The sequence below is a fragment of the Streptomyces sp. 13-12-16 genome (assembly GCF_002114215.1).
In the GTDB taxonomy this organism is placed as follows: Bacteria; Actinomycetota; Actinomycetes; order Streptomycetales; family Streptomycetaceae; genus Streptomyces.
This window is the reverse complement of record NZ_NCTE01000155.1, coordinates 4,117-8,501: the sequence shown is the minus strand read 5'-3', so window position 1 is coordinate 8,501 and position 4,385 is coordinate 4,117. Positions and strand designations below refer to the sequence as shown.

General features: G+C 71.2%; 3 protein-coding genes. 1 reads left to right on the top strand and 2 read right to left on the bottom strand.

The window, feature by feature from the left end; translation table 11 throughout:
* Nucleotides 1-394: 394 nt before the first annotated feature.
* Nucleotides 395-1,543 carry a sugar ABC transporter substrate-binding protein gene (locus B7767_RS07280; RefSeq protein WP_085571428.1) on the top strand — a complete coding sequence of 383 codons (1,149 nt, stop codon included), beginning with the start codon at nucleotides 395-397 and terminating at the stop codon, nucleotides 1,541-1,543.
* Nucleotides 1,544-1,615: 72 nt separating this feature from the next.
* Here B7767_RS07280 and B7767_RS07275 read toward each other — a convergent pair whose 3' ends face one another.
* Both B7767_RS07275 and B7767_RS07270 read right to left on the bottom strand, forming a co-directional pair.
* Nucleotides 1,616-3,193 (bottom strand): carbohydrate-binding protein, encoded by a 1,578-nt coding sequence (locus B7767_RS07275; protein ID WP_085571427.1) that lies wholly within the window; start codon nucleotides 3,191-3,193, stop codon nucleotides 1,616-1,618.
* Between the two features lie 181 nt (nucleotides 3,194-3,374).
* On the bottom strand, nucleotides 3,375-4,385 hold a 1,011-nt coding region (locus B7767_RS07270), incomplete at its 5' end, for an acyltransferase (RefSeq protein ID WP_085571426.1).

Here is a 4,385-nt window from a genome sequence, read left to right as displayed (position 1 = left end):
CCGGGGGAGTGGTGACGGCACCGGGCGCGGCGGCCGTCGCCGGTCCCGGGACGGTACGGCCGCCGATGACGGCGGGCGCGATGTCGGGGGCGTAGGCACCGCAGCCCGGGCAGACCAGGGCGCCGTTCAGATGCCGGCGACACGTGGAGCAGTAGTCCATCCGCTGTCTTCCTGAGTTGACGTACCGACGCCGACGCCCGCCGGGGCGGCCGGTCCGGAGCAGGGGACAGCCACGCTAACGACGCTTCCGGCCCACTGTGTGCAGCCTGTGTGCCGCTCCTGCGCACATTCTCCGCGCAGTCCGCGAGAGTGCCGTGAGCATGGCCGCCGCACCCCCGCACAACGGACACAGTCACCTGGTCGCCCCGACGCACTCGCCCGGAAGGCCCCCCACGTGAACCCCCGCACCACCCCCCGCACCCGCGCCGCCTCCGTACGCCGCCCCGCCCTGCTCCTGACCGCCGGCCTGTCGGCCCTGTCGCTCACCGCGTGCGGTGCCGTCGGCGCGGCCGGCGACGACGACGCGTCCGCGTCACCGAGCCGGAGCTACGACATCACCGTGGGCCTGCTGCTGCCCGACAGGGACACGGCGCGCTTCGAGAAGTTCGACCACCCCCTCATCAGGGACCGCGTCTCGTCCCTCACCAACAAGCAGGGCGAGGTCGTCTACGCCAACGCCGAGGGCAGCAAGGACAAGCAGAGCGAGCAGTTCCGGAAGATGGTCGCCGACGGGGTCGACGTGATCGTGGTGAACGCGGTGGACTCCGCGGCCGTCGCGCCGGACGTGGAGAGGGCGAAGGAGGCGGGCATACCCGTCATCGCCTACGACCGTCTCGCCGAGGGCCCGGTCGACGCGTACGTCTCCCACGACAACGAACTCGTCGGCCAGGTGCAGGGCCGCGCCCTGGTGAACGCGCTAGGCGAGGGCGCCGAGAACAGCAAGGTCGTCATGTTGAACGGCGAGCCCGCCGACCCGAACACGGCGCTGTTCCGCAAGGGCGCGCTCGGCGAGATGAACGGCAAGGTGGACATCGCCAAGTCGTACGACACCAGGAAGTGGCTGCCCGAGGTCGCCGCGGAGCACATGCGCGAGGCGGTCGAGGAGGTCGGCGCCGGGAACATCGCCGCCGTCTACTCGGCGAACGACGGCATGGCCGGTGCCGTCATCGAGGTGCTTCAGGACGCGGGTGTCACCGACCTGCCGCCGGTGACCGGGCAGGACGCCGATCTGGCGGCGGTGCGGCGGATCGTCTCGGGCGAGCAGTACATGACGGTGTACAAGTCGTTCCTGCTGGAGGCGACGGGGGCCGCGGACATGGCGGTGGCGAAGGTGCAGGAGCGGTCGATCCAGTTCGACGCGCTGGCGCGTGACGTGGTCGACAGCCCGACGCGCAAGGGCGTCCCGGCGATGCTGGTCCCGGTGGTCGCCCTCACGAGGGAGAACATCGAGGCCACGGTGGTCCAGGACGGCGTCTACACCGTCGAGGACATCTGCGCCGGGTCGTACGCGGCGGACTGCGCGGAGATCGGCCTGACGTCGTAGAGGAGGCAGGGGGAGCGGGGGAAGCGGCCGGCCCCCGGGAGGAACCCGGGGGCCGGCCGCCGGCCACGCCGCCTACGGCGTCACGACGTCGCCGCCGAAGGTGACGACCAGACGGCCGTCCGAGGCGAAGGACCAGCCCAGTCCGCCGGAGTGGTCGGCGCACCGGGAGCCGTTGGAGCCGGACCAGAACTGGTTCGAGCCGTCGGAGTCGCCCACGATCCTGTCGTTCGACCCGTCGTCGCCGCGGCACGAGGTGTTGTTGCGGAACACCGAACCGCCCTCGTCGAAGTTGAAGTTGCGCTCGGCGTTGTCGACGCTGACGTTGTCGGAGACGGTCATCGAGCCCGGGTTGCTGTTGTAGGTGAACCCGTGCTTGCCGTTGTCGTAGGCGATGCTGCGCCGGATGACGTGGTCGACCCCGATGTCCTCGCCGCCGAGCTTGTAGCCGTTGCGGTCGCCGTTGCCGGCCTGGCCGCCGTTGGAGAGGGTGCCGTTCTCGTAGGCGAGGGAGTCCTCGATGGTGACCGCGCCGATCGCGCCCGTGTCGTCCTTGGTGTAGAGGTCCCAGCCGTCGTCGATGTTGTTGTGGGCGACGGCGTAACGGAAGACGTTGCCGGGTCCCGAGGTGAGCTTGGCGGCGAAGCCGTCGGCGTCCTCACCGTCGGAGTCGGCGTTGTCGTGCGACTCCGCGCTCAGGACGAGGTTGTTGGACGGCCACTGGTCGCGGGGCGTGTCGGAGGCCATCCGGGAGAGCTGCAGGCCGGTGTCGCGGTTGTAGCGGGTCACGGTGCGCTCGAAGACGTTGTTGCTGCCGCCCACGAAGATGCCGTTGTCCCCGGCGCGTTCGACGACGATCCCCTTGACGTGCCAGTACGACCCGTTCACGGCGAGCCCGCGGTTCGACGAACTCTCGCTCTGCGCCGAGAAGTTCAGTACGGGCGTCTCGCCCGGGTAGGCGGCCAGCTCGGTCCGGTCGCCCGAGGTGCCGTTGTTGCCGGCCGGGATGGTGACCGTCTGGGAGTGGTGGTACGTGCCGCCGCGCAGGTAGATCGTGCCGCCGGGGGTGATGCGGTCGATCGCGGAGGTGAGCGTCGTCGGGTCGGACCGGGTGCCGGACGCGCCGGCGCTGCCGCCCGGCGCCACGTGGAGCGCGGAGGCGGGCGGCGGGGTGGTCGTGTCGCCGCTCGTCTCCACGTCGATGCAGTCGAGGTTGGGCAGCCCGGCGGACGAGGTGGGGGTGAACCGGACGGTGTTGCTGCCGGACCGCACCGGCACGGTGAGCGTCTTCGTCGTCCAGCCCGTCCAGTCGCCGGTGTCCTCGAAGGAGGCGGACGCGACCGTGCTGCCGTTCACCACGATGTTCGCGGCGCGTGCGCTGCCGCCTCCGTTGGCGAAGCGCACCCGGACCGTCGCCGTGCCGGCGGCGGAGGCGCTCACGGTGAACTGGGCGTAGCCGCCGGTGCCGTTGGTGCCGTTGCAGAAGCCGCTGCCGGAGTATCCGGCCCACTCGTTCTCGATGGCGCCGCTGCAGACCGCCGAGGACCCCTCGGCCTCGTACCGCACGGTGGCGGCCTGCGCGGGATTGCCGGACAGCGCGACGAGCGTACCGGCCAGCAGGCCGGCGCAGGCGAGGGCGGGTCTCAAGTGCATCGTTCGTCTCCAGGTTCGGTCGGCTGGTGGGACGAGTTCCTCGGTGCGTTCGGGTGCGTGAACGGAGAAAGCGCTTTCCGGGACCGTAGGGGCGTGCCGTGGGCACGTCAAGAGTTTTGGCGCTGAATCAGATTCACATTCATGAACAGCCGGTCGTGGGGGCGACGACGGCGGCAGGTGATCAGATCCGGGCCGGTGCGGGGCGCCGGGCCCGGCGCAGGGACGGTGCCTCGATGGCGTAGTACGACAGCAGGGCCAGCAGGACGGTCAGCAGGGCCGTGGCCGGCAGGAGTCCGTCCTTCATGCCGAGGGAGGACAGCAGGCGTACGACGGGGTAGTGCCACAGGTAGATGCCGTAGCTCAGGTTGCGGCCCACCCAGGTCAGCGGCGCGAGTGAGAGCAGCCGGGAGAGTCCCTGGGCGGGGCGCAGTTCGAGGGCCGTGACCAAGGTGGCGGACAGGGCCGCCACCAGCAGGAACCCGACGGTGTACCAGCAGGCCGTCCAGGGGCCCGCGTCGGCGGTCACCGGCATTCGCCAGGCCACCAGCGCCAGCAGGCCCAGCGCCGGCCAGACCAGCCGGCCCGCCCAGGTGCGCAGGCCCGCCAGCCGGGGATCGTCGGCGCGCAGCCGCGCCAGGACCACGGCGACGAGGGCGCCGGCCAGCAACTGGTCGGCGCGGGTGTCGGTGCCGTTGTAGATGCGGTGGGCCGCGTCCGGGTGCCACAGGGCGAAGCGCCACAGTACGGGCAGCGCGCACAGGGCCGCCGTGCAGAGCAGTACCGTACGGGCACGGGCGTACCGCAGCAGCACCAGCAGCACGAGCGGCCAGAACAGGTAGAACTGCTCCTCCACCCCCAGTGACCAGGTGTGCGCGAGCGGCCCCATCATGTCGCCGTACGGCCCGGACTCGGTGGCCCGTACGACGTTGACCAGGAACAGCGCCGACAGCCCCGCCGCCGGCAGGGAGTTGTCGAAACTCCACAGCGAGGTGGTCGTCGACAGGATCACGCAGACCGCGCACAGGAACAGCAGCGCCGGGACGAGCCGCAGCCAGCGCCGCCGGTAGAAGGGGAGCAGGGCGACGCCGCCGGTGCGGGCGTACTCGGCGAGCAGCAGCCGGGTGATGACGAAGCCGCTGATGGTGAAGAAGAGGTCCACGGCGACCGAGCCGCCCGGCAGCGCTTCCGGTGC